25 protein-coding genes and 1 pseudogene are annotated in these 24,185 nt (G+C 42.9%); 18 read left to right on the forward strand and 8 right to left on the reverse strand.

The annotated features are described in order from the left end of the window. Window positions 1-52 precede the first annotated feature (52 nt). Together MIC7126_RS0110250 and MIC7126_RS0110255 are read right to left on the reverse strand one after the other, a co-directional pair. On the reverse strand, window positions 53-1,222 hold the full coding sequence (locus MIC7126_RS0110250) for a beta-ketoacyl-ACP synthase (protein ID WP_017653051.1): 1,170 nt from the start codon (window positions 1,220-1,222) through the stop codon (window positions 53-55). A 143-nt stretch (window positions 1,223-1,365) separates the two neighbouring features. Next, on the reverse strand, window positions 1,366-2,154 hold the full coding sequence (locus MIC7126_RS0110255; protein WP_017653052.1) for a peptidylprolyl isomerase: 789 nt from the start codon (window positions 2,152-2,154) through the stop codon (window positions 1,366-1,368). Between the two features lie 326 nt (window positions 2,155-2,480). Between MIC7126_RS0110255 and MIC7126_RS0110260 the strand changes: the two genes are divergently transcribed. From MIC7126_RS0110260 to MIC7126_RS0110310, 11 genes and pseudogenes are all read left to right on the forward strand, one after another. After that, on the forward strand, window positions 2,481-2,768 hold the full coding sequence (locus tag MIC7126_RS0110260) for a Mo-dependent nitrogenase C-terminal domain-containing protein (protein WP_017653053.1): 288 nt from the start codon (window positions 2,481-2,483) through the stop codon (window positions 2,766-2,768). Window positions 2,769-2,956: 188 nt separating this feature from the next. Beyond that, complete coding sequence (locus tag MIC7126_RS0110265) at window positions 2,957-3,631, forward strand: response regulator transcription factor (RefSeq protein WP_017653054.1); 675 nt, start codon at window positions 2,957-2,959, stop codon at window positions 3,629-3,631. Between the two features lie 147 nt (window positions 3,632-3,778). Next, window positions 3,779-4,747 carry an arsenosugar biosynthesis arsenite methyltransferase ArsM gene (arsM, locus tag MIC7126_RS0110270; protein WP_017653055.1) on the forward strand — a complete coding sequence of 323 codons (969 nt, stop codon included), beginning with the start codon at window positions 3,779-3,781 and terminating at the stop codon, window positions 4,745-4,747. 34 nt (window positions 4,748-4,781) lie between these two features. Next, window positions 4,782-5,786, forward strand: a complete 1,005-nt coding sequence (arsS, locus tag MIC7126_RS0110275) for an arsenosugar biosynthesis radical SAM (seleno)protein ArsS (RefSeq protein ID WP_017653056.1) — start codon at window positions 4,782-4,784, stop codon at window positions 5,784-5,786. 476 nt (window positions 5,787-6,262) lie between these two features. Next, on the forward strand, window positions 6,263-7,345 hold the full coding sequence (gene psbA, locus MIC7126_RS0110280) for a photosystem II q(b) protein (protein ID WP_017653057.1): 1,083 nt from the start codon (window positions 6,263-6,265) through the stop codon (window positions 7,343-7,345). Window positions 7,346-7,525: 180 nt separating this feature from the next. Beyond that, the gene (gene aroC / locus MIC7126_RS0110285) at window positions 7,526-8,614 is read left to right on the forward strand and encodes a chorismate synthase (protein WP_017653058.1); all 1,089 of its coding nucleotides are present in this window, start codon (window positions 7,526-7,528) and stop codon (window positions 8,612-8,614) included. 43 nt (window positions 8,615-8,657) lie between these two features. After that, a pseudogene (locus MIC7126_RS27390) lies at window positions 8,658-9,134 on the forward strand (DUF29 domain-containing protein). A gap of 212 nt (window positions 9,135-9,346) precedes the next feature. Continuing rightward, window positions 9,347-9,601, forward strand: a complete 255-nt coding sequence (locus MIC7126_RS0110295) for a SemiSWEET transporter (RefSeq protein WP_017653061.1) — start codon at window positions 9,347-9,349, stop codon at window positions 9,599-9,601. Window positions 9,602-9,622: 21 nt separating this feature from the next. After that, the gene (locus MIC7126_RS0110300; RefSeq protein ID WP_017653062.1) at window positions 9,623-11,269 is read left to right on the forward strand and encodes a B12-binding domain-containing radical SAM protein; all 1,647 of its coding nucleotides are present in this window, start codon (window positions 9,623-9,625) and stop codon (window positions 11,267-11,269) included. Between the two features lie 11 nt (window positions 11,270-11,280). Further along, the gene (locus tag MIC7126_RS0110305) at window positions 11,281-11,469 is read left to right on the forward strand and encodes a CPXCG motif-containing cysteine-rich protein (RefSeq protein WP_017653063.1); all 189 of its coding nucleotides are present in this window, start codon (window positions 11,281-11,283) and stop codon (window positions 11,467-11,469) included. A 26-nt stretch (window positions 11,470-11,495) separates the two neighbouring features. Continuing rightward, window positions 11,496-11,948, forward strand: a complete 453-nt coding sequence (locus MIC7126_RS0110310; RefSeq protein WP_017653064.1) for an SRPBCC family protein — start codon at window positions 11,496-11,498, stop codon at window positions 11,946-11,948. A 6-nt stretch (window positions 11,949-11,954) separates the two neighbouring features. Here MIC7126_RS0110310 and MIC7126_RS0110315 read toward each other — a convergent pair whose 3' ends face one another. After that, entirely contained in the window at window positions 11,955-12,773 is an 819-nt protein-coding gene (locus MIC7126_RS0110315) for an SDR family NAD(P)-dependent oxidoreductase (protein WP_017653065.1), read from the reverse strand. 512 nt (window positions 12,774-13,285) lie between these two features. Here MIC7126_RS0110315 and crtW point away from each other — a divergent pair. Further along, window positions 13,286-14,065 (forward strand): beta-carotene ketolase CrtW, encoded by a 780-nt coding sequence (gene crtW / locus MIC7126_RS0110320; RefSeq protein WP_017653066.1) that lies wholly within the window; start codon window positions 13,286-13,288, stop codon window positions 14,063-14,065. Window positions 14,066-14,074: 9 nt separating this feature from the next. Here crtW and MIC7126_RS0110325 read toward each other — a convergent pair whose 3' ends face one another. The 3 genes from MIC7126_RS0110325 to MIC7126_RS0110335 all read right to left on the reverse strand — a co-directional run bounded on the left by MIC7126_RS0110325 (window position 14,075) and on the right by MIC7126_RS0110335 (window position 16,591). Then, a complete protein-coding gene (locus MIC7126_RS0110325; protein WP_017653067.1) occupies window positions 14,075-14,716 on the reverse strand; it encodes a hypothetical protein in 642 nt (213 codons plus the stop codon). A 12-nt stretch (window positions 14,717-14,728) separates the two neighbouring features. Beyond that, window positions 14,729-15,805: a heat-inducible transcriptional repressor HrcA gene (gene hrcA / locus MIC7126_RS0110330; RefSeq protein WP_017653068.1), complete on the reverse strand. Its 1,077-nt coding sequence runs from the start codon at window positions 15,803-15,805 to the stop codon at window positions 14,729-14,731. A gap of 426 nt (window positions 15,806-16,231) precedes the next feature. After that, window positions 16,232-16,591 (reverse strand): rhodanese-like domain-containing protein, encoded by a 360-nt coding sequence (locus tag MIC7126_RS0110335; protein WP_017653069.1) that lies wholly within the window; start codon window positions 16,589-16,591, stop codon window positions 16,232-16,234. 104 nt (window positions 16,592-16,695) lie between these two features. Between MIC7126_RS0110335 and MIC7126_RS0110340 the strand changes: the two genes are divergently transcribed. Then, window positions 16,696-18,390, forward strand: a complete 1,695-nt coding sequence (locus MIC7126_RS0110340) for a DUF3352 domain-containing protein (protein ID WP_017653070.1) — start codon at window positions 16,696-16,698, stop codon at window positions 18,388-18,390. Window positions 18,391-18,538: 148 nt separating this feature from the next. Beyond that, the gene (locus MIC7126_RS0110345) at window positions 18,539-19,021 is read left to right on the forward strand and encodes a hypothetical protein (protein WP_017653071.1); all 483 of its coding nucleotides are present in this window, start codon (window positions 18,539-18,541) and stop codon (window positions 19,019-19,021) included. A gap of 12 nt (window positions 19,022-19,033) precedes the next feature. Here the strand turns inward: MIC7126_RS0110345 and MIC7126_RS30340 are convergent, their stop codons facing one another. Then, a complete protein-coding gene (locus tag MIC7126_RS30340; RefSeq protein ID WP_154655871.1) occupies window positions 19,034-19,225 on the reverse strand; it encodes a hypothetical protein in 192 nt (63 codons plus the stop codon). A 304-nt stretch (window positions 19,226-19,529) separates the two neighbouring features. On the opposite strand from MIC7126_RS30340, the gene psbB reads away from it, so the two are divergent. From psbB to MIC7126_RS0110360, 4 genes are all read left to right on the forward strand, one after another. Continuing rightward, entirely contained in the window at window positions 19,530-21,056 is a 1,527-nt protein-coding gene (gene psbB / locus MIC7126_RS0110350) for a photosystem II chlorophyll-binding protein CP47 (protein WP_017653072.1), read from the forward strand. A 163-nt stretch (window positions 21,057-21,219) separates the two neighbouring features. Further along, window positions 21,220-21,327, forward strand: coding sequence for a photosystem II reaction center protein T (locus MIC7126_RS29300; protein ID WP_081603015.1), 108 nt, complete (start codon window positions 21,220-21,222; stop codon window positions 21,325-21,327). Between the two features lie 366 nt (window positions 21,328-21,693). Continuing rightward, entirely contained in the window at window positions 21,694-22,728 is a 1,035-nt protein-coding gene (locus MIC7126_RS0110355; protein ID WP_017653073.1) for a 30S ribosomal protein S1, read from the forward strand. 88 nt (window positions 22,729-22,816) lie between these two features. After that, complete coding sequence (locus tag MIC7126_RS0110360; protein WP_026100162.1) at window positions 22,817-23,551, forward strand: HAD family hydrolase; 735 nt, start codon at window positions 22,817-22,819, stop codon at window positions 23,549-23,551. Here MIC7126_RS0110360 and MIC7126_RS0110365 read toward each other — a convergent pair. Further along, window positions 23,548-24,138, reverse strand: coding sequence for a thioredoxin family protein (locus MIC7126_RS0110365; protein ID WP_026100163.1), 591 nt, complete (start codon window positions 24,136-24,138; stop codon window positions 23,548-23,550). The two genes, MIC7126_RS0110360 and MIC7126_RS0110365, sit on opposite strands and share 4 nt — an antisense overlap. Window positions 24,139-24,185 lie beyond the last annotated feature (47 nt).

Below are 24,185 nucleotides of genomic sequence, written 5' to 3' on the forward strand. Positions count from 1 at the left end.
TATCTACTTCCTTATGATATCTATATTATTTGATGAAGGCGGCAGAAGTGGCTCACGCTCGATTTAATGTCCCATTTCCCAAAGCCATGACTGTATTCTGTCCACCAAAGCCGAAGCTGAAGCACAGCACCCGCTTAACTTGGGTTCGCCGTGGAGCGATCGCTAAATCTAAATCAAATTCTGGTTGCTGGCAGCCTACACATGGTGGTAATATCTGATGCTGCAAGGCCATGAGTGCAAAAGCTACACCCAAGGCTCCTGATGCGCCTATGGTGTGACCGGTGGCTCCTTTGGTTGAACTAACTGGGACTTTTTCGGGAAACAAATACTGAATAATCATGCTTTCTATACGGTCATTTAATTGTGTGGCGGTGCCGTGTGCATGAATGTAATCAATATCAGCAGGTTGTAGGTGGCTACGTTCTAAACATTGTTTGATGGCAGCGATCGCACTTTTACCTCCTGGCTCTAAAGCATTACCATGATAAGCATCATTTGTCAAGCCAAAACCGAGAATTTCACCGTAAACTTTTGCTTGACGCTTGGTTGCTAACTCTGCTGATTCTAGGACAAACACAGCCGCACCTTCACCCAAAACTAAACCTTCCCGACGCGCATCAAAGGGATAGGCGCCAGTTTTCGCCAAAGCGCCCATCTGCTGAAACCCTGTCAAAGTCAATGGTGTGATTGGTGCTTCCACAGCGCCAACAAGGACTCGCTCACATTGTCCAGTTTGCATCAGCATCACCGCTTGGGCGATCGCCCAGATTCCTGTAGCACAAGCCGCCATTGGCGCTAAAACGATTCCTGTCGCCCCGATTTGTCTCGCAGCGGCGATCGCATTCATATGCGGTAAGGTATCTAACCAATTTTCTAGCCTCATCTCCTCCCGATAGAAAGGAAAATCGCTCCCATACATTTGTCTTGCGAAGATTTCCCAGGATGCTTGATGAGAGCGACTCGATCCCAAAACTACAGCGCAATCAGGTAAAGGTGAGACTAAACCAGCATCTTTTAACGCAGCAGCAACAACCAAATGAGTCAGACTTGTTAACTCGGTTGGTCGTTGAGCAATCAAACCTAAAGGAAGTGGTGGGAGTTCTGGAAACGGTTGATGTAATTGAATTCCTGATTTACCCGCCAGCAGTCGTTGCCAACTATCCTCTAAATTGTCCCCTAAACAGGAAACTAAACCGATGCCAGTGACAAAAATTTTTACCAATTTCAGATGGGGATGAGAAGTTAGGGGTTAGGGGCTAGGGAATTAATGAGGATATATCTCCCTTCAAGTTTGTCGGTCGCTTGACTGCGGGGAACCCGCCCACAGTGCTAGACTCACCATCATCCCATCACCCCATCTTCTTATTAACCCGGAACTTTCAAGTTTTCTGCACCTTGGGTAACTTTAGCAGAATCAATGCGATCGCCTTGTTGAATCTTGTTGACCACATCGAAGCCTTGAGTAACTTTCCCAAATACCGCATAGTTACCATCTAAAAAGCCTAGATCGGCTAAGGCAAAATAAAATTGGGAAGATGCTGAGTTTGGTTGTTGCGATCGCGCCATAGCCACCGCGCCAAGTTTATGCGTCAAAACAGGTGTTTCTGTAATTGTCTTACCATAAACTGGTTCTTTTGCACCTGTTGGTTTAATTTCTAAGGGTATAGTGCGCTCATTCCCTGTTTTTGAATCAATGTAACCGCCTGTTCCTAGTCTATTGGCGGGGAATTTTGGATCTTTACCTTGTGGATCGCCCCCCTGAACCACAAAGGGTTGGGGTTCCCGCACAACTCGATGGAAAACTAACCCATCATAAACGCCTTTTTGGACTAAATCTACGAAATTACCGGCTGTAATTGGGGCATTAGTGCCGTCTACTTCAATAGTAATCGGCGAGCCTTTAACCGTGACTACCACAGTAGCCTTACCTTCAAGCCGTGGTAAATCTTTCATTCCAGGAATACTCTCACTAGTAGTTTCTGACACAGTTGTTGCTTCAGTGGTTGTCGTGCTACTCGTCTGAGTTGCTGTGGAAGTAGCTGTCGAGGTTGGAGACGAAGCTGACGAAGTATCCTTCGGTGTTGAACATCCCCCCAACATCAAAGCACCAACAATCAAAAGAGCAACCAAAAATTGTGGAAATTTTAACCGCATTACCAATTACTGACTCAACCACAGTATCTTATCTTTATCAGGTAAATTAATCATCAATATCCTGAAAGATCCGGGCTATGTGGAGTCAGAAACTAACTTAATTTTTGGGCAATTTGCCGAGAGACGAAATTCATCTCCACCATAGCGCTCAGGTAGACAATCCGGAAGCCAAGAAATTGCATGTGTAGTTATGTGTGTTCCACAAAATACCAAAAATCCCCATAGCCAAAGCAAAACAGAACTCATCAGTGCATAAAATCACAGCACCCAAATGTATATATTCATAGGGATTTGAATCAAACAAGCCTAGTTACAGGAGCACAATCATGACAACCTTAATGCCAATCCGGTTACACAACAACCTACTCCATCCAGTCCGCGAATGGTTAGAAGGAATAGAAATTCATAACCGCAAACTAGCTCATTTCTTGTGCAAAGCCATCCCCGCTCAATGTCCATTTGAGCGCGACATTCAATTATTTGGTCGCAAACTGTTTCATATTCCACCGATGTGTAAGTTAAATCCTCTCTACGAACAAGTAGTGAGTCTGCGGTTTAGAGCACTCTGTTTTCTTGCTGATCAATGCGGTGAAGATGTCACAGTTTATTGCTGAAATTAAGTAGGATAGTGATGCAACAGGCATCAGCAGCCGCAGACTTACGGTTGTTACGTACCTTGGTCTATACTAAGCTAACGTAGAACTAATTAGATGTCTGGCTATGTAGTAGCGAGAACCTCTCTAAACTTTTCCCCGTCTGTGTATCTGCTTACCATATCCGGCTGAAATCACCAAAATTATCTATGACGCACATCTTACTGGTTGAAGATGAAGTCAAACTGGCACGATTCGTAGAATTGGAACTGAATTACGAAGGTTATCAAGTTAGCATCGCCTACGACGGCTTAACTGCACTCACCGCAGCGCGGGAGTTACACCCAGATTTAGTAATTTTAGATTGGATGTTGCCTGGTTTATCAGGATTGGAAATTTGCCGTCGCCTGCGAAGTACTGGTGACAAAGTGCCCATAATTTTATTAACCGCCAAAGATGAAGTGAGCGATCGCGTCGCGGGCTTAGATGCTGGCGCTGATGATTATGTAGTTAAACCCTTCAGCGTCGAAGAACTATTAGCTAGAGTCCGCGCTCACTTACGAAGAAACCAGGAAGCAGACGCCGCAGACATTTTAGAATTTGAAGACTTGAGTTTAAATCGGCGCACACGGGAAGTATTTCGGGGTCAGCGGTTAATTGAGTTAACTGCTAAAGAATTTGATCTACTCGATTACTTACTCGCCCATCCACGACAGGTAATTACACGCGATCGCATTTTAGAAGAAGTCTGGGGTTACGACTTCATGGGCGATTCCAACATTATTGAAGTATACATTCGCTATTTGCGTCTCAAGCTCGAAGCCAACAAAGAAAAGCGCCTACTGCAAACTGTACGCGGTGTCGGCTACGTTCTACGGGATTAAACTAAGACTAGCGCTGTCCACTCAAATTTGCCAATTGCGTTGTCGAGTTTGGGTGGATTGCGCTCTCAGCAAAAACTCATTTAGTCGATATTTCACCGTACTAACATACACAAAATCAACTGTTTTTCAACTTTCAACTAGTTATTTATGACTTACTTAGAGACAGCGGCGCAATTCTACCACGACGTAGCACAAACACCCCAAATAGGGCTATGTTGCGTGCAAAGCACACTCCTGCAACTACCAGGGCTAAAAATTCCTCTACCAATGCAAGAAATGAACTATGGTTGCGGTACTACAGTTCATCCCGCCGAATTAGCCAACCAACCCACCGTTTTGTATGTTGGCGTTGGTGGTGGTTTAGAAGCTTTACAATTCGCTTATTTTTCTCGCCGTCCAGGTGCAGTCATTGCTATTGAACCAGTCGCAGCTATGCGAGAAGCCGCTACACGTAACTTAGAAATTGCGGCTCAAGAAAATTCCTGGTTTGATACCAGTTTTGTGAAAATCTGCGAGGGTGATGCTTTTAGCTTACCCATTGCCGATGCTTCCGTGGATGTCGTTGCTCAAAATTGCCTCTTCAACATCTTTGAACCAGAAGATTTAACCCGCGCTTTAAAAGAAGCATTTCGTGCCTTAAAATTAGGTGGACGCTTGCAGATGAGTGATCCTATTGCTACTCGTTCGATTCCACCACATTTACAACAAGATGAGAGACTACGCGCCATGTGTTTATCAGGCGCTCTCACCTACGAAGAATATATTCAACTAATCATTAATGCTGGCTTTGGTCAAGTTGAAATTCGTGCTCGCCGCCCCTATCGTCTATTAGATACTGCAACATACAACCTCGATACAAATTTACTGCTAGAAAGCCTTGATTCTGTTTCTTTTAAAGTAGCGATTCCTGAAGATGGCGCTTGTGTTTTTACTGGAAAAACAGCAATTTATGCTGGTACAGAAACGTTTTTTGATGATCGTGCTGGACACATATTACAGCCTGGTATTCCTGCTGCAGTCTGTGACAAAACTGCTGCCAAACTTGCAGCTTCGATGCCAAATGAAATTATCATTACTGATTCAACCTGGAATTATGATGGCGGTGGTTGCTGTTAAAATAAATGCTGCATTCTTACTCACTAAGAAGTAAATGACTACACCACTTAATCAAGTTGATATTCAAGTAACGCCGTTCAAACACAAACTCAGCGACCCTTTAATTAAAAAGCCTATCACTGTTCTACAAATTAATCTGGGCAAACGCTGTAACCTCGCTTGCACACACTGTCATGTCGAAGCTAGCCCAAAACGGACAGAAGAACTTTCCTCAGAAATTTGTCAACAATTGATTGAGTTAATTCATAAATTTCCCCAAATTAAAATTGTAGATTTAACAGGCGGTGCACCAGAAATTAATTATGGATTTAAGCCATTAGTAGCAGCCGCCAAAACAACAGGTAAACAAGTAATTGTCAGGTCTAATTTGACCATTTATTTTGCCGACGGATTTGGTGATCTACCAGATTTTTTGGCGGAAAATCAAGTGAGAATTGTCGCTTCTCTTCCCTGCTATCTAGCCGATAATGTTGATAGAATGCGTGGCTCTGGTGTTTTTAATGATTCCGTCAAAGCTTTGCAGTGGCTTAATCAACTCGGTTATGGGCAAAACCCAGATTTAGTCTTGGATTTAGTATTTAATCCGCAATTACCCACAACGGAAAAATTTTCTTTATCTCCCGAACAAACCAGCCTAGAAAGGGACTATAAAATGTTCTTGAAAGAGCATTTTAATATCGTCTTCAATCATCTATTCACCATTATTAACCTGCCAGTTGGCAGAACTAAAATGCATTTAGAAAAGAAAAAAACATACACTAAATATTTGCATTTTTTAGAAGCAAACTTTAACAGCGATACAGTCGAACATTTAATGTGCCTTGATCAACTCTCAGTTGACTATTTGGGCAATATCTACGATTGTGACTTCAATCAAATGATGAATCTACCTGCAAGAAATTGTCATGGTGAGGTTTTGACAATTAATCAACTGCTTGCATCGGGTAATTTAGACTTAATTACAGAAATACAAACCGCTGCTTACTGCTATGGTTGCACTGCTGGGTGTGGTTCTAGTTGCGGCGGCACTCTGCTATAGAGCCTATTTTAATTACATCTGCCAAAAAATAATCTTTTGTTACACTCGCAAGGTTGTAAGTATATGATGGTATCAGTTAAGTCTCCTCACACCACATCAAAAAGCCGTGAACTCTACTAAGTTTTCACGGTCTTTATTTTTTAGAGCAATAGCTGACGCATATTAGATTGAAACGGCTATTGACTCATCCAAACTTTGTATACATTCATTAACATTTTCTGATAGTGGCTAATCAGACAATGTTTTTAATCCACAAAATCTCAATACCCGGCGATCGCATTTTCCGCAACGTCCCCAAATGTCCTTGTGCTCAGGTCTTGACTTGATTGCTCAACCCTTTGCTCAGTGGCTATTTAGCGAAAATATGATTTTTTTTTCGCCAACCCCTTTACAAATTGAAATAATGCCTATAATGTTGAGTACAGGTAAGCAAATTTGCTCACCGCATTATAATAACATCAAGCACTCATAAAACAATGACAACAACCTTACAACAGCGCTCAAGCGCTAACGTATGGGGCAAGTTTTGCGAGTGGATCACCAGCACCGAAAACCGCATTTATGTAGGTTGGTTCGGCGTACTCATGATCCCCACCTTGCTAGCTGCCACAGTATGCTTCACCATCGCCTTCATCGCTGCACCCCCAGTAGACATCGATGGTATTCGTGAACCAGTAGCAGGTTCATTGATCTACGGAAACAACATCATCTCCGGCGCAGTAGTGCCTTCCTCCAACGCCATCGGCTTGCACTTCTATCCAATATGGGAAGCAGCATCCTTAGATGAGTGGTTGTACAACGGTGGTCCTTACCAATTGGTAGTATTCCACTTCTTGATCGGATGTGCTTGCTACCTAGGCCGTCAGTGGGAATTATCCTACCGCTTAGGAATGCGTCCTTGGATCTGCGTAGCATACTCAGCACCTTTGGCGTCAGCAGCAGCAGTATTCTTGATCTACCCAATTGGTCAAGGATCATTCTCTGACGGTATGCCTTTGGGTATCTCCGGCACATTCAACTTCATGATCGTGTTCCAAGCAGAGCACAACATCTTGATGCACCCCTTCCACATGTTGGGAGTAGCAGGTGTATTCGGCGGTTCATTGTTCTCGGCAATGCACGGAAGTTTGGTAACATCTTCCTTAGTTCGTGAAACCACCGAAACCGAATCATTGAACTACGGTTACAAGTTCGGACAAGAAGAAGAAACCTACAACATCGTTGCAGCCCACGGCTACTTCGGTCGTTTGATATTCCAATACGCTTCATTCAACAACAGCCGTTCACTGCACTTCTTGCTAGCAGCATGGCCAGTAGTTGGTATTTGGTTCACAGCATTGGGCGTCAGCACAATGGCGTTCAACTTGAACGGATTCAACTTCAACCAATCAGTCATCGACTCACAAGGTCGTGTCATCAGTACCTGGGCTGACGTGATCAACCGCGCTAACTTGGGTATGGAAGTAATGCACGAGCGCAACGCTCACAACTTCCCTCTAGACTTGGCTGCTGGTGATGTAGCGCCTGTTGCTATCAGCGCTCCTGCTATCAACGGTTAATTCTCCACTCAGTTTTAGCTGAATAAAAAGCGCCCCCCGGTTTCCGAGGGGCGCTTTTTTGGCGCTACTGAATTTGAATATGAAATTCAAAATCTCTGCGCGCCGCTCCTGTTGCTTGCTATATCTTTAATCATTGGAGTTCAGGTAGAATACATAAGCCTAATACTTTTCCTCAAGATCATGGGTAACACTTTTGGGCATCTATTTCGCGTTACTACTTTTGGCGAGTCTCACGGGGGTGGTGTGGGAGTTGTCATTGATGGCTGTCCTCCACAACTAGAAATTTCTCAACAAGAAATACAGTACGAGTTAGACAGACGACGCCCAGGACAAAGTAAAATTACGACGCCTCGTAAAGAAGCAGATACTTGTGAGATATTATCTGGAATATTCGAGGGTAAAACTTTGGGTACGCCCATAGCAATTTTGGTACGAAACCAAGACACTCGCCCCCAAGATTATGATGAGATGGCACAAAAGTATCGCCCTTCCCACGCTGACGCGACCTATGATGCCAAATATGGTATTCGTAACTGGCAAGGTGGGGGCAGGTCATCGGCACGTGAGACAATTGGGAGAGTTGCAGCTGGTGCGATCGCTAAAAAAATTCTTCGTCAAATCGCCAATGTTGAAATCATCGGCTATGTCAAGCGGATCAAAGAATTAGAAGGATTAGTTGACCCCAACACTGTCACCTTAGAACAGGTGGAAAGCAACATTGTCCGCTGTCCTGATGCAGAAATCAGCGATCGCATGATTGAATTAATAGAACAAACTGGTAGAAAAGGTGATTCTATCGGTGGTGTAGTGGAATGCGTAGCACGAAACGTACCTAAAGGTTTAGGGGAGCCAGTATTTGATAAATTAGAAGCAGATATTGCCAAAGCTGTGATGTCTCTCCCAGCTAGTAAAGGGTTTGAAATTGGCTCTGGTTTTGCGGGGACTTTGCTAACAGGAATTGAACATAACGACGAATTTTATCTAGATGAAAATGGAGAAATCCGCACCGTAACCAACCGTTCTGGTGGGATTCAAGGAGGAATTTCTAACGGTGAAAATATCATTTTACGAGTTGCATTTAAACCCACAGCTACCATTAGAAAAGAGCAGAAAACTGTGACTCGTGAAGGCGAAGAAACAGTATTAGCTGCCAAAGGACGCCATGATCCTTGTGTATTACCCCGCGCTGTGCCGATGGTAGAGGCGATGATAGCTTTGGTGCTGTGCGACCATTTGTTACGCCATCATGGGCAATGTCGGGTGTTGTAGGATATCTAGTACAGCGTTGCATTCAAAAGAAGGGCGATCGTTGATGAGTAAGGCAACGAGCTACAACCGAGACTTTCTGTTTTGGACACAACAACAAGCCGAGTACTTAAAGAAAGGATATTGGGCTGATTTAGACATCCAAAACTTAGTAGAAGAACTAGAAGCTTTGGGGCGCAGCGAACAGAAAGAACTCGGTAGCTACTGACAGGTGCTATTAATGCATTTGCTCAAATACCAGTATCAACCTGAACGCAAAACCAAAAACTGGGATAATACCATCTCCAACTGTCGAGATAAAATTCAAGATTGTCTAGAAGATACTCCTAGTTTGCAACGTTTTCTTGAAGATCCAGTGTGGATACAAAAATATTACCGCCGCGCTTGTCGAGACGCAGTTAAAGAAACACAAAAATCTATAGAAACTTTTCCTGTTGAATGTCCTTTTTTAATTGAACAGATAATTGACCCAAGCTTCCAATTAATCAGAAGTCAAAATTATGAACATTCAACTTTAAGTTGAAGATGGGTATGTTTCCTAGTAGTCATCAAATATTTGTGATTCAATGCGGAAACTTGAAACAAAATAATTTATTGTTTATAATTAATCTAAAAAATAGGTATATCACTTATTAATAGATTCAGTTTTTTCTTGGAAAAACAGTGCAAATTAGGTGTAAAATTATTCACTTAATCAAGAAAAAGTTAATGGACTAATCAAAAAATAATCTAATAATGGATTTTATAACAATTCTCGGATTAACTGCTGCCACAATCACCACAATTTCTTTTTTGCCACAAATGATTAAAACTTGGCGAAGGAAATCAGCAAAAGATGTTTCTCTCGTCACGCTGATTACATTTATAATTGGGATTTTTTTGTGGTTAATTTATGGAATTTTTCTACAATCTTTACCGATTATTCTGGCAAATGGCGTGACATTAGTTTTTAACTTGATAATCCTATGGCTTAAAATTAAATATAGATAACCTTGTCTCAAACAAACACCTGTGACATCCTCTCTCTTCGGCTCTGAACGCCTCTTATTTACCCCCACTACCCCCAACACCGACGCCATACCAGTGATTTTTGCCTTTCCGAATGAGTACAGCGTGGGTATTACGAGCCTTGGCTATCAGGTGGTATGGGCGACTTTAGCAATGCGTGATGATGTGCAGGTGAGCCGCTTATTTACTGATATTCATGAACAACTACCAAGAAGACCGGAAATTGTCGGATTTTCAATTTCTTGGGAATTGGATTATGTGAATATTTTAAATTTGCTGGAATTTTTGGAAATTCCTATTAGATCCACTGCTCGTCATGATCATCATCCGATAATTTTTGGTGGCGGCCCTGTTCTCACTGCTAATCCTGAACCTTTCGCTGATTTTTTTGATGTGATTCTTTTAGGTGACGGAGAAAATTTGCTGGGAGATTTTATTAATTGTTATCAAGAAGTCAGGAAAGCTTCTAGAGAAACTCAACTTAAAACACTTGCAAAAGTACCAGGAATTTATGTTCCTAGTTTGTATGAGGTGGAATATCACACTACAGATGGTGAGGTCAAATCTATTAAACCGATTGACTCAGAAATTCCGGCAATAGTGCAAAAGCAAACTTATCGAGGAAATACTCTATCTGCTTCTACGGTAGTCACAGACAAAGCTGCTTGGGAAAATATTTATATGGTGGAGGTGGTGAGAAGCTGTCCGGAAATGTGTCGCTTTTGTTTGGCGAGTTATCTCACCTTACCTTTTAGAACCGCGAGTTTACAAGGTTCATTAATTCCAGCTATTGAAAGAGGTTTACAAGTTACAAAACGACTGGGTTTATTGGGTGCTTCTGTAACTCAACATCCAGAATTTACCACGTTATTAGATTATATTAGTCAACCAAAGTATGATGATGTCCGTTTAAGTATTGCTTCAGTCAGAACCAATACGGTAACAATGCAGTTAGCAGAAACTTTGGCAAAACGAGACACGCGATCGCTTACCATTGCTGTAGAAAGTGGCTCAGAAAAATTAAGGCAAATCGTCAACAAAAAACTCAACAACGATGAAATCATCCAAGCAGCAATCAACGCCAAAGCTGGCGGCTTGTCAAGCTTGAAACTCTACGGGATGGTGGGGATTCCCGGTGAAGAACCAGAAGATTTAGATCAAACTGTGGCAATGATGCGTAGTATAAAAAAAGCAGTTCCAGGATTGCGATTAACACTAGGATGCAGTACTTTTGTACCCAAAGCACACACGCCGTTTCAGTGGTTTGGGGTAAATCGCCAATCGGAAAAGCGGTTGCAGATGTTACAAAAACAGCTAAAACCCCAGGGCATAGAGTTTCGCCCCGAAAGCTATAACTGGTCTATTATACAGGCTTTATTGTCCAGAGGCGATCGCCGACTCTCTCATTTGCTTGAACTTACCCGCGACTTTGGCGACTCTCTGGGTAGCTATAAACGGGCTTTCAAACAACTCAAAGCACAAATTCCCGACTTAGATTTTTACGTCCACACCAACTGGTCAACAGAGCAAATACTACCTTGGAGCCACTTGCAAGGGCCGCTACCACAGTCTACACTACTGAAGCACTTAGCTGATGCTACCAGTCATTTCGACTCTCCCCTGAAGCAACTCCAGCCATTGAATTCTTAGCTTAAAACTTGATGCAAAACACATCTGAATATTACTGCGCCTATTGCGGTGAACCAAACTTAACTTTTATTGATTTAAGTGCAGGAGGACAGCAATCCTATGTAGAAGATTGTCAAGTATGCTGTCACCCAAATGTTCTCTACGTCCGGGTCGATGAAGAGACCCTAGAAATAGAAATTGATACCGAATACGCAGGCTAAGGTAAGTTTTTCTGATAGTTTTTTCCATGCTGCACTTTAAACATTCCTCAATCATTAACGCGCCGCCAGAAGTAGTTTGGAAATTTCACGAAAGACCAGACATACTACAGCTGCTGACTCCACCTTGGCAACCTGTGCAAGTAATCCGCCGTGAGGGAGGACTCGAACCAGGTGCAATTACAGAATTCCGCCTGTTTCTCGGCCCATTATCATTGACTTGGTTAGCGCGTCATACCCAATACGAACGATATCGCCTATTCACCGATGAACAAATATCCGGGCCTTTTGAATCTTGGGTACATAGACATGAATTTGAGTCACAAAATGGTAAAACCAATTTAACGGACAACATTTCCTTTTCCATACCTGGTGGAGATGGCGTCGAATTTTTTAGCGGTTGGTTAGTGCAAGCCCAACTAGAAGCGATGTTCCGCTACCGTCATTTCGTGACTAAACGAGAGTGCGAATCATCACCCTAAAATTATTCACTTGTCCTGATTTTGCAGTGCTTGGCGAGACAACCACTTTGTTAAACCAGGAAACAAACGATAAAGGGCTTGAGAGAAATTTGCTGAACAAACAGTTACTTCTGACTTTTGATTCTTGACAGCATCCCAAATCGCATTTGCCACATCTTCAGGCTTTTCGACTACAGGATTTTTCAGGATAGTGTTGAGTTGTTCGCGGCGGGTTTGCAAATCCGCCTCATCTTTACCACGAAAAACTGCCCTTTCCATGAAGCTACTCTTAATCAAATTTGGATAAATTCCACAGACATGAATACCTTTCGGCTTGAGTTCAGTCTGTAGCGCTTCAGTCAAACCTGTGACAGCAAACTTACTAGTACAATAAGGGACTAAGTAAGGGGTAGGGACTTTACCGCCAATGGAACTAACATTAACGATGGTGCCGCTTCCTCTTTGGAGAAAATGAGGCAAAATAGCATTAATCGTGTGGATATATCCCCACAAGTTCGTGTCTATGACATCATGCCAATCGCTGAGAGAGAAATTCTCAACAGGGCCTGATGCAAATATACCTGCATTGTTAATCAGCAGATCGATATAGTTATATTGTTCCCAAGCTTTTTGTGTCATGGTTTGCACTTGGGACGGGTCTTTGACATCACAAGCAAAAGTCAGTGGTGTTTTTAATCCTAAGCTTTGTATCTGCTGGGCTAAAGCCTCTAAGTTATTAGCTTGACGGGCTACAAGTATCAAGTCATATCCTTGTTGAGCAAATAAAAGAGCCGTTGCTTTCCCAATACCTTGAGATGCACCTGTAATTATTGCTGTTGGAGCCATACTCTCAGTTGAATCAACGATGATTTACTGTTTCCTACTTTGACTGACAATATTCACACAACCTTCTGACTATCGTTAGATTTTGTGGTATGAAATTTTCTCTATTGGCGGAGTGTTGAGCAAAACTCCGCCTTTACTCAAACTTTTCTCAGTGTGCATCTGTAGTTTGTGATTTTTTAACTCTGACTTTTGCAAGAAGTATGTCAAGCGCATTAATTGTAAGCTTTGGTTATTTACAAGGCATATTAGCCATGACTATGTTCTCAATTAATACTTGGATATCTGTAAAATTACTGCCGTCACCGCTGCTTTTAATCAAATCTATTTTGGGAAAGGTGACTGTTTGTGTAATACTATGTAAAGTATCTTAATATTTATTTATAAATATTGCATAACTTTTGTACTCGTTAGTACAAAAGGCCTCGCTACTAGAGTTATTGCTTACTAGTTAGCGTACTTTTCTATGGCTATATTTTGATAATTTTTACCTATATTTTAGGAGGAGTAAAAGAGTGATCGAATTAGAAAAAACATTTAGTGATCAGTTACAAATTACCTCTATTGTGAAATTGAAATCTCTCTTTGGTGGAATTTTCCTTGCCATTAGCATCATTAGTATCTGGTCTTTTAGTTTAGTGTTCTTACTTGCAATCGATATTGCTAATATCAAATTTTTGTTTTTATTGCCTATGATACTTTGGCAGACATTTTTATACACAGGATTATTTATTACAGCCCACGATGCTATGCATGGAGTGGTGTTTAGGCAAAACTCTAAAATTAACCATTTTATTGGCTCATTATGTTTATCCCTTTATGGACTTTTACCATATAAAAAATTGCTGAAAAAACATTGGTTGCATCACCACCACCCAGCTAGTGAAATAGATCCGGATTTTCATGATGGTAAACACCAAAATTTCTTTGCTTGGTATGCTTATTTCATGAAGAATTATTGGAGTTGGCGACAAATTATTTCTCTAACTCTTATCTATAATTTCGCTAAATACATACTGCATATTCCTACTGATAATCTTAATTATTTTTGGGTAATTCCTTCACTTTTAAGCTCAGTACAACTGTTTTATTTTGGTACCTTCTTACCTCATAAACAGCCAAGTGGCGGTTATGTCAATCTTCATCGCGCTCAAACCACTAAGCGTCCTGTTCTTTGGTCATTTATTACTTGCTATCATTTCGGATATCATGAAGAACACCACGAATATCCTCACATTCCTTGGTGGCAGTTACCAAAGATTTATGAGATGCGTCAAACGAAAGCTGAAATATAAGCTATAAAATTACTCTGTTTCTGCTAATTGTGGTCGTACGCACAAGTAAATTAACGGGCCGAGCAGTGGAATTAAAGCGAATAACCAGAACAATGGGGAATTATTCCAGCCACGACGCGCCATATCATCTCCTAATAAAGCGGGAAATAATCCACTTAATAGGCAGAAATCTAAACTCATCACATGAATGAAACGGCTAGTTTGCCACTGTTGTGCGAAATTTCCCCAGTCTCCACCTCGGAAGCCGTAAGCAATTATAATCGCCGCACCTATGCTTAAAGCAACTCCAGTAACGCGGGAATCTAGTAATTTGAGTAGGATATTCTTTTTACCCACAAACTGTTGATTCGGTTCTCTGAGTGCTAAGTATGGCAAAATGGCGAAAGCGCCAACAGCAAAAGAGGCTGTCGTAAAAGGCCAAGCCGATATTTTTTGCCCTCTACCATCGATAAACATGACTGCACTGTAGATTACAGGCCAGATGCCCATGATGTTAAATAGTGCCACGACTATGGGGTTAATACCTTGCCATTGACCAGTAGAGAGGTTTTTGATTAACTCGAATGTATCAGGGCGATCGGGTGGAGCGAGAACAAAAGCATAAATGGTAAATCCTAGCCACAGTAACCCGAAGGCAATTTTTCTCACCATAATTTTAAATAATTAACTGAAGGCTTCTGATAAATATTCAGATGCTGCAGCGACAACAGCGATCGCACTTTCATAATCTAGGCGTGTTGGCCCTAGCACTCCCACGCTCCCCAAAGGAACAGCTCCTCGGCGATAGGTTGAAGATATCAACGTGCAAGTCCGAATCGGCTCTAGGGGGTTTTCTGCGCCGATGCGTACCGTGACTCTTGGTTTCTTCAGTTCCTCAGCTTCGGTGGCTTCAAATATTAATCGCCAAAGTTGGTCTTGCTCTTCTTCCAACAGGTGGATAATGGTTTGTACTTGTTGTAATTGAGAAAATTCTGGCTGGCGCAAAACTTCTGCGACACCCCGCACCATAATTTGTGTAGCTGCTGGTGCAAAAGTGCGACGGGTTAATTCCATGATTGAGTTTTTCAAGAATTCAGCGTAGCGTTGAAAATCTTGATCTAATTGACTCCAATCCAGGCTAGATAATTCCAACAAGCTGCGTCCTCGCAGGTGGCTATTTAAAAAGTTAGAAACAATCTGCAATTCCCGATCAATTACCTCTGGATCAGGTTGCGTTTCTGGGGATGCTGGTTTCAATTCCATCAGCCTGGAGTGTGTTTCATAGGCTTCTGTAACTACAATCAGCATGATCCGTCCCGTTTCGATTTGCACCAATTGCAAATGTCGCAACATTGCTGTGCTGGTTTGAGGCATGGTAATCAAGCCAATGCACCCACTTAAGCTTGCTAAAATCTGTGCTGCGCCTTGGAGTATGGCTTCTAAACTCCAATCTTCCCAGTGGAGGCGTTGTTGCAGGGCTAATTCTACTTCTCTGGCTAAAGTCTCAGACGGGGTAATTAACTGGTCAACATAGATGCGATAGCCTGAGTCGGAGGGTATGCGTCCGGCGGAAGTATGCGGTTGATAAAGTAACCCAGACTTTTCTAACACACCCATCACATTGCGAATTGTGGCTGAACTGACGCCTAAGTCATACTCTTCAATCAGCGCTTTGGAACCTACAGGTTCGGCTGTTGCAATGTAATGACGCACCGTTGCCCAAAGTATATGCTGTTGTCGATTTGTCAACTGGACTTGCATAGGAGATGTTGTACTGAAGGCAAATTTTAATAAAAGTTAATAACTATTAATTTTTGGTAAAAATATCTAATAAGCTAACAGTAACCAGTTAAGTAAAATAACTGGCTATACAATTCTATAATATTAATTAAATTTTAATTTCTAATTTTGTACCTTTACAATAGCTTGGTTTTTCAAAGACTAACCTCTGCCAGTAACGGTCTGGGACTAGGGTAAAACTTAGCTGCTTTATAGCTGTATCTTTTCATAAACAACTGCGAAGAGTTGTATTAGCGATTACTGATTTTTGTTCTTGATTTTGGTCTGGTTGTGGGAAAAAATTTGGAACTGTCTACCTTTGCTGACTTGTGTAGCCTGGGAAGAAGATTTTATCTAGTTGGGACAGTCAGCTGGAACTTTGCTGCTTCCAGCTGACCACGTAATGGTTTAATACTGGGGAACTGTATTGTCTACTGATAAAGAGTAGGCATCAATGCCGCCTGCAATATTTTTAACATTTGTAAAACCCTGAGCGACTAACCACTGACACATTTGAGCAGAGCGAACGCCGTGGTGGCATAATACAAGAGTTTCAGCGTGAGGATTGAAGAGTGTGGGGACTTGATCGCCCCATTCAGCAAACTCACTCAAAGGTAGATTGACAAAGCCCTCAAGACTAGCGATCGCCAATTCCTGTGGTTCGCGCACATCCACTAATTGAATACTAGAATCCTTAGTAGATAAACGCTGTGCTAATTCTTCTACACTAATTTGGCTAATGGTTTGACCAGAAGAGTTCCCTGTCATGAAGTTTTTCCAGACAATCTTATATCATTTATCTTGACAGAAAATTTTGGATAGAGAATTAATTGGGCATTGGGCAATAGGCAAGAGTCTTTGGTTATTTTCCCATGCTCAATGACGGATGCCCCATTCCCCATTTCCCAGTTGTGAACAGCCAACGCTCATTTTCTAATTTCCTGGTAGCTGGTGTGATTGCACTGCTGGCGATCGCTATTGCTGGCTTCTACTGGTTTTTCGTGAAAAATCCAGTCAATCTCGTCGCGTCTACTTCTCAACCGAATGCTGCTATTTTTGTATCAAAAGTTGCTCCGGTAATGGTTTCATTACTAGCAAACCCAGACCAGTTACAAGCTTTAGACTCTAAAAATCAGCTATCTGAGATTAAATCCAATTTATTGTCTAAAAGTATCATCGATTACCGCCAAGACATACAACCATGGTTAGGAAAGGAAATTACACTAGCTGTAACTAACTTAGATATTGACCGCGAGCCGGAAAATGGACTGCAGCCAGGATATCTCATGGCATTAGCGACAACAAAACCGGATAAAAGCCGCGAGTTTATCGAACTGTTGTTTTCTCGACGGGTTTTAGCTGGGGGAAACTTAATCACAGAAGAATACAAAGGCGTAAAGCTGCTTTCTGATGATACTCCTACAAAACAGGGCTTTTTGGCTGGTGCATTGGTTGGTGACTTTTTGTTATTTGCTAACGATGTGAAAGTTTTGCGAGATGCAATTAATAATGTCCAAGCAGCTGATCTGAATTTGACTAATTCGGTTCAGTACCAAAAAGCTGTTCAACAAGTACCCGAAAATTCCTTAGCCGTAGCCTTTCTCAATCTGCCCATCGTCGCCAAATGGCAAGGATTGGAACTATCACAACCAACTTATAATAGCCAAATTATTTCTTTAAAATTGAATTCTCAAGGTTTGCTAGCAGAAACTAGTTTTTTCACAACCTTGACAAGTGTCACCCCATCCCCATCTTTATCTCCAACTGTAGGAGCATTAAAATATATTCCCAGCAAAGCGGGTTTAGCCATATCGGGAGCTAATTTGAGCAACTTGGAGCAGAGTGAATTAGCGAAATTATGGAGACAAGCCACAGCGACGGTATATGGATCAGACGAAGATGCGATCGCTAAATTATCACCTTCTCTGGCAGATATACCCAGACGCTGGAATATAAATTTGAAAGCAGATATTTTTAGCTGGGTACAAGGGGAATACGCCATAGCATTAATCCCACAAAACCAGCAAAAAATTGCCAGTTGGGTTTTCGTTGTCGAGAATTCGCCCCAAGTATCAGCGGGTATTGCGCGCTTAGATGCGATCGCTGCGACCAAAGGTTTAAGTATTAATACTTTAACTCTAGCGCAACAGAAAGTTTCTGCTTGGACACAATTAAGCGCTACTAGCAAACCAACGGAAACCAAAAATCAAGCACCGCTAGCTGTGGAAGCTAAAGTTCAGGGTGTGCATACAACTTTGGGAAATTACGAAATTTTCACGTCTGATTTAGAGACACTGAATCAAATCCTCACATCTGAGGAAAATTCTTTAATGAGTAATCGTCATTTTCAAGATAGTATCGCTGCCATTCCCCGCCCCAATCAAGGATACATCTATCTTGATTGGCTCAAGAGCCGACAATTTTTAGAGCGACAACTACCGATTCTGAAATTGGCAGAAGTATTAGTCAAACCGTTTTTTAATCAACTGCGATCGCTCACCATTAGTAGTTATAGCAGTAACACAGAATCGCTCAAAGCAGACGTCTTGTTCCAACTCCAACAGTGAAGCGAGGGGGGGAGAACAGAATTTTCCCCTGTCGATATCCCCTTGCTCGTGGCAAATCACAATGTGGCACAACTTATGAAACCTTGTGGTTTTTTTCTTAGAATATGTATATATAGTTACTAAAAAAATAACCTGTTGGAGGGCTAACATGAAGTACCGTCGCCCCCGATGGCAATTCACCAACGGCTGGCTCACAGCTTTACTTGCCGCTATCATAGCTACACCCGCAATAGCACAAACATCAAACTTCGGTACAATCAGCTTATCAACAGGTACACAGCCAGTAAAAGCAGCAGTTGAAGGATATACAGGCGGTTCTTATCCTTTGTCAGCCATTAGCAACCGCGACCAGGATAAAAAAGCTTGTATTGGCTTTGCTGATCCCAATCCTGACCACATCCTGATTTTAGAACAAGACTTCGCTAGCCTGAAAATATTAGTTAACAGCGGTGGAGACACCACATTACTGGTTAAAGGCCCAGAAGAAACGATTCGCTGCGGTGACGACACTGGTAAAAATAAAGATGCCAGCATCGACGGTAGTCAATGGAAGCGTGGCACTTATCAGATTTGGGTAGGTTCCTTTGATTCAGGAGTCAAGCGTAACTACACCTTGACAGTACAGCAGTAATAGAGTCAGGGCTTAGTGAAAACCCCAAGGACTAGGAACAAGTTTTTCTAATCCCGAAAAATGGACAAATCGTAGTCTGCGACGATGAACTGTAGCGAAGTAACTCAGCAATGTTACGCGATCGCATCTATTTACACGCTTGCAAACAAGTCCATCAATAGTTACACTTTTTAAAACATTCTCATTTTTGTTTGGTGATTGCATGGTGCGCTTTGCTGCCTAAATTTCTCCAGACAAGTTCTCTTTCCTGAGAACAGGATGGTGGTTTTCCTGAAGAAAATCATCGCTGGTGATGAAGGCGATCGCTACCCCACAAGGTAAAGATCTAAAAGCGGATCAGCACCGCTAAACAAACCACACTGTCTGACTTATAAGACTTAGCTGTGGTCAAACTCAAGACTCTGGCAATAACAAAAACTGAGAGAATTCGCAGCCACTGCTTCCGTAGTGTGTGACTTCCGTAAGAAAATTGCTTTGTAAACTAACTCATCGAGGAGGAGCGTAGTCGATGGGACTACCCTGGTACCGAGTACATACAGTAGTTCTGAATGATCCAGGGCGACTGATTTCTGTACACTTGATGCACACAGCCTTAGTAGCAGGCTGGGCTGGTTCAATGGCACTATATGAACTGGCTATTTATGATCCCAGCGATCCAGTTCTCAACCCGATGTGGCGCCAAGGAATGTTTGTGCTTCCCTTCCTGTCACGTCTAGGCGTCACTCAATCTTGGGGTGGTTGGAACGTTACAGGCGGCCCCTCTACTGATCCTGGCTTCTGGTCATTTGAAGGTGTAGCCGCTGCTCACATCGTGCTCTCCGGTCTGTTGTTCTTGGCCGCTGTTTGGCACTGGGTTTACTGGGACTTGGAACTCTTTAGAGACCCCCGCACCGGCGAACCTGCGCTAGACCTGCCAAAGATGTTTGGCATTCACCTGTTCTTATCCGGTTTACTCTGTTTTGGCTTCGGTGCTTTCCACCTCACAGGCTTATTTGGCCCAGGGATGTGGGTTTCTGACCCCTACGGTATCACCGGCAGCATCCAGCCAGTAGCGCCAGAATGGGGGCCTGACGGCTTTAACCCCTTTAACCCCGGTGGGATTGTCGCTCACCACATCGCCGCTGGTATCGTCGGCATCATCGCAGGCTTATTTCACCTGACAGTTAGACCACCCGAACGGCTTTACAAAGCTCTGCGGATGGGGAACATTGAAACCGTACTTTCTAGCAGTATTGCGGCAGTATTCTTTGCCGCTTTTGTGGTAGCAGGTACGATGTGGTACGGTAACGCCACTACCCCCATTGAACTGTTTGGCCCTACCCGTTATCAGTGGGATCAAGGTTACTTCCGTCAAGAAATTGACCGTCGCGTCCAAAACAGCGTGGCTCAAGGTGCTAGTTTGTCGGAAGCTTGGTCACAAATTCCCGAAAAACTTGCATTTTATGACTATGTAGGTAATAGCCCCGCGAAAGGTGGTCTATTCCGTACAGGGCCGATGGTTAAGGGTGATGGTATTGCCCAATCTTGGCAAGGCCACGCGGTATTCACAGATTCTGAAGGACGGGAATTGACAGTACGTCGTCTGCCCAACTTCTTTGAAACCTTCCCAGTTATCTTAACTGACAAAGATGGTGTGATCCGCGCTGATATTCCTTTCCGTCGGGCAGAATCCAGATACAGCTTTGAGCAATCTGGTGTAACTGTCAGCTTCTATGGCGGTGATCTCAATGGCAAAACCTTTACAGAGCCGGCAGAAGTCAAAAAATATGCCCGTAAAGCTCAAGGCGGCGAAATATTTGAATTTGACCGGGAAACCTTGAACTCTGACGGTGTATTCCGGACTAGCCCCAGAGGTTGGTTTACCTTTGGTCACGCTGTCTTTGCTCTGTTGTTCTTCTTTGGTCACATCTGGCACGGTGCTCGGACAATTTACCGAGATGTATTCGCCGGCGTCGAAGCGGATTTGGAAGAACAAGTCGAATGGGGCTTATTCCAGAAAGTGGGTGACAAGACAACTCGCCGGAAGGGTGCCTAATTTTTAGGGAATAGGGGCTGGGAGCTAGGGGCTAGTGTAGGGAAGGGGAAGTAATTAGGTTTGCTGGAACTTTGCTCTACTAGATTCCGGGAAAAACTCCCAGTACCCAATCCCTAAACTTGATACACTATAATTACTGGCTGAATAGACAGGAGCTTTTGATATGGAAAGCGTTGCGTACATCTTGATTTTCACGCTGTGTATAGGAGTTCTTTTCTTTGCGATCGCATTTCGTGAACCTCCTCGCATTGAAACCAAGAAAGAAAAATAATTCGTCATTGCTAGACTTTTAAAGTCATTAGCGCCTTGCATCCGCTGTTACTACTCGTAGTAGCAGCGGATATTTATTGTTCATGGCGTCTACGGCTTGTGTGATATAATTTTCTATCTGGAAGTTAATATGTGTTATACCAATTCACGAAAACGTTGATACAGATAGATTTTTCGTAGGGGCACGGCAGTGCCGTGCCCCTACCAACTTGTTTGTACCATTATTAAAGTGAAATGGTATTACCACTAGCTTTTCTGCGCTAGGATGAAAAAACATGTAGGTGTAGAGATCACCAAGTCACTCGCGCACATATAATGTTGTTGGCCCCAAAAACTTTACGGAGACTAAAACCAGGAACAAATCAGCATGGTCAATCAGAATTTAACCGCTACAGAAATTGAATTTACCCACGAAGATTTCGCTGCTCTACTTGATAAGTACGATTATCACTTCAGCCCTGGTGATATAGTGCCAGGTACAGTTTTTAGTATAGAGCCGCGCGGCGCTCTGATTGACATAGGTGCTAAAACAGCAGCATACATCCCCATACAAGAAATGTCTATTAACCGGGTCGATGCCCCGGAAGAAGTCTTACAGTCTAACGAGACGCGGGAATTTTTTATTCTCACTGACGAAAACGAAGATGGTCAATTGACCCTTTCGATTCGTCGGATTGAATACATGCGCGCTTGGGAACGGGTGCGCCAATTACAAGCTGAAGACGCCACTGTTCGCTCTGGTGTATTTGCTACTAACCGTGGTGGTGCGCTGGTCAGAATTGAAGGATTGCGCGGCTTTATTCCCGGCTCCCATATCAGCACTCGCAAACCCAAAGAAGAATTGGTAGGTGAAGAACTACCATTGAAATTTTTGGAAGTAGACGAAGAACGGAACCGTCTTGTACTGTCCCACCGTCGAGCGCTGGTTGAACGGAAGATGAACCGCCTCGAAGTTGGCGAAGTGGTAATTGGTACAGTTCGCGGAATTAAACCTTACGGCGCCTTTATTGATATCGGTGGCGTCAGCGGTCTACTACACATCTCCGAAATTTCTCACGAGCATATCGACACACCACATAGCGTCTTTAATGTCAATGATGAAGTCAAAGTGATGATCATTGACTTGGATGCAGAAAGAGGTCGGATTTCCCTCTCCACCAAACAGCTCGAACCAGAACCCGGTGATATGATTAAGAACCGCGATTTGGTCTACGATAAAGCAGAAGAAATGGCAGCTAAGTATCGGGAACAGCTGCTAGCCAAACAACAAGGTTTGACAGCTACAGCAGTTGAAGAAGAGATTCCCTCAGCAACTGAAACTGAAGAGGAAATTCCCTCAGCAACTGAAGAAGAAATTCCCTCAGCAATTGAAGAAGAAATCCCAGCAGCTATTGAAGATTAGTTTGGTCAATTATTAAGTAAATTAAAGTACTGTAAAGAGAGGGAACGTCCCTCTTTTTTTTATGCTAATTCGCATAGAGGAGAATCCTTTGGTAACTATTAAATGTAGAAATATAACTTTTTCAGAGATTCAAGCGATTTTATTTGATAAAAACGGTACTCTGGAAGACTCGGAAATATATTTGCGATCGCTCGGACAAAAAGCAGCCCGGTTAATAGATGCTCAAATTCCCGGAACTGGTGAACCCTTATTAATGGCTTTTGGAATCAACGGTGATGTCCTCGACCCTGCTGGTTTAATCGCCGTAGCTAGTCGCCGGGAAACAGAAATTGCCACAGCAGCATATATTGCCGAAACGGGGAAAGGATGGTTTGAGTGTTTACAGATAGCGCGCCAAGCTTTAAACGAAGCGGAAAAATACGTTGACCAAACGCCTGCGCCGCTGTTTGCGGGAAGTTTGGAGGTGTTGAAATATCTCTGGGAAAGGGGACTAAAACTTGGTATTCTCTCAGCCGCCCCTACTCAAGAAGTTTATCAGTTTGTAGCCAATTATCAACTAAGTGATTACATTCAGCTACAAATGGGAGTAGATGACGGGCCTAGTAAACCAGACCCTATACTATTTTTGCAAGCTTGTCAAGCTTTGGGCGTAGAACCGGGAGCTACATTGATGGTGGGGGATGCTGTGGGTGATATGCAAATGGCGCGGGACGCGAAGGCGAATGGTACTATCGGCATCACTTGGGTGGGAAAATCAGAACATGTCAAAGGTGCGGATGTGGTGATTAATCGACTCGATGAAATTCAAATCATCAACGACTAATCCACTACTTGACTTCCATGACTGCGGGGGTCGTCTTGAGTAGCTGTCGGTGCTACTGGTGCGGAAAATTTAGAAACTTGTCCGCTAGCTTGAGCATAAGGGAGAGAATCACCAGCAATCAAGGCGTCTAAGTTTGAGGACATCACCGCGCGGGGTTGGTCGCCAATTGTTTGTGCTAACGATTCGCCATCTTTACTTAAAAACACAAAATGGGGAATCCCATCTACCCGATATTTGAGCATCTCTGGTAGCCATTTAGTGTTATCTACATTCAGCATGACAAAATTTACTTTATCAGCGTACTGCTGTTCAATTTGAGCGATGTCGGGAGCCATTTTTTGGCAGACAGCACACCAGTCAGCGTAGAACTCCACTAGAGATGGTTTACCGTTGCTAACAGCGACTTCTAGAGGTGTAGCAGCTTCACTCAACTTGGAAAGAGAAGCAGAAGTAGTTTCAGTCCGCAATCCTAAGAATAAGGCAGCACCCAGGGCGATCGCTACTATTGCAATTAAAAAGTTTCTCACCCGCGTCCCAGTTGTGATTTCGGTCTGAGTGGGCGAGTTAGCTGGTGTATTGTTAGTCATATCAAGATTATTAAACAAGCTCATCCTTAGTTTAACTAAATATGAAT

The organism is Fortiea contorta PCC 7126 (assembly GCF_000332295.1).
GTDB classification, from domain to species: Bacteria; Cyanobacteriota; Cyanobacteriia; order Cyanobacteriales; family Nostocaceae; genus Fortiea; species Fortiea contorta.